The 535-nt window shown below is 48.6% G+C and carries 1 protein-coding gene; it reads right to left on the bottom strand.

Going from position 1 to position 535, the window contains the following annotated elements; genetic code table 11:
- A partial coding sequence (locus V7756_RS19055) for a cytochrome c1 (protein ID WP_335611770.1) occupies positions 1-477 on the bottom strand: 477 nt, incomplete at its 3' end.
- Positions 478-535 lie beyond the last annotated feature (58 nt).

Below are 535 nucleotides of genomic sequence, written 5' to 3'. Positions count from 1 at the left end.
GTTGTGAGCCAAGACAGGACCAGGCGCACAAGCCTGCAAACCTTGAAGATCAAGCATTGCGTGAGGCATACCCACATCCTTGAACACCTTATTATTCACGCCAACTGATCGGGTTGGATCTACATAAAAATTACGCAGATAGGTATACAACCACTCAGGCGAACGCGCACGAGCCACCAAGGTCAGATCGGGGGGAGCAGCACCAAACCAACTTTTAGCATTGTCAGCCGGCATGGAGATATCCATCAAACTACCAATTTTTTGGTTGGCTAATACTAAGTTCTCCATAGCCAAGCCCGCAGGAATTTGCAGATCTGTAGCTACTCGCTCCCAGCGGGAGTACTTAGCAGAGTGGCAACCCATGCAGTAGTTCACAAACAACTGAGCACCATTCTGCAGGGATGTCTTATCGCCAAGCTCTGCCTCGAATTCATCACAATGAATCGTGCCACAATCGAAGTTTGACTCAGAACCCACTGCTTTTAATGGTGCCCATGCCAAGAAGAGTACAACAAAGAGGGCAAAAAGCGCTTTC

The sequence above is a fragment of the Halopseudomonas sp. genome, assembly GCF_036961105.1.
In the GTDB taxonomy this organism is placed as follows: Bacteria; Pseudomonadota; Gammaproteobacteria; order Pseudomonadales; family Pseudomonadaceae; genus Halopseudomonas.
Note: the sequence above shows the minus strand (reverse complement) of the source record. Positions and strands in the feature narration are given on the sequence as shown.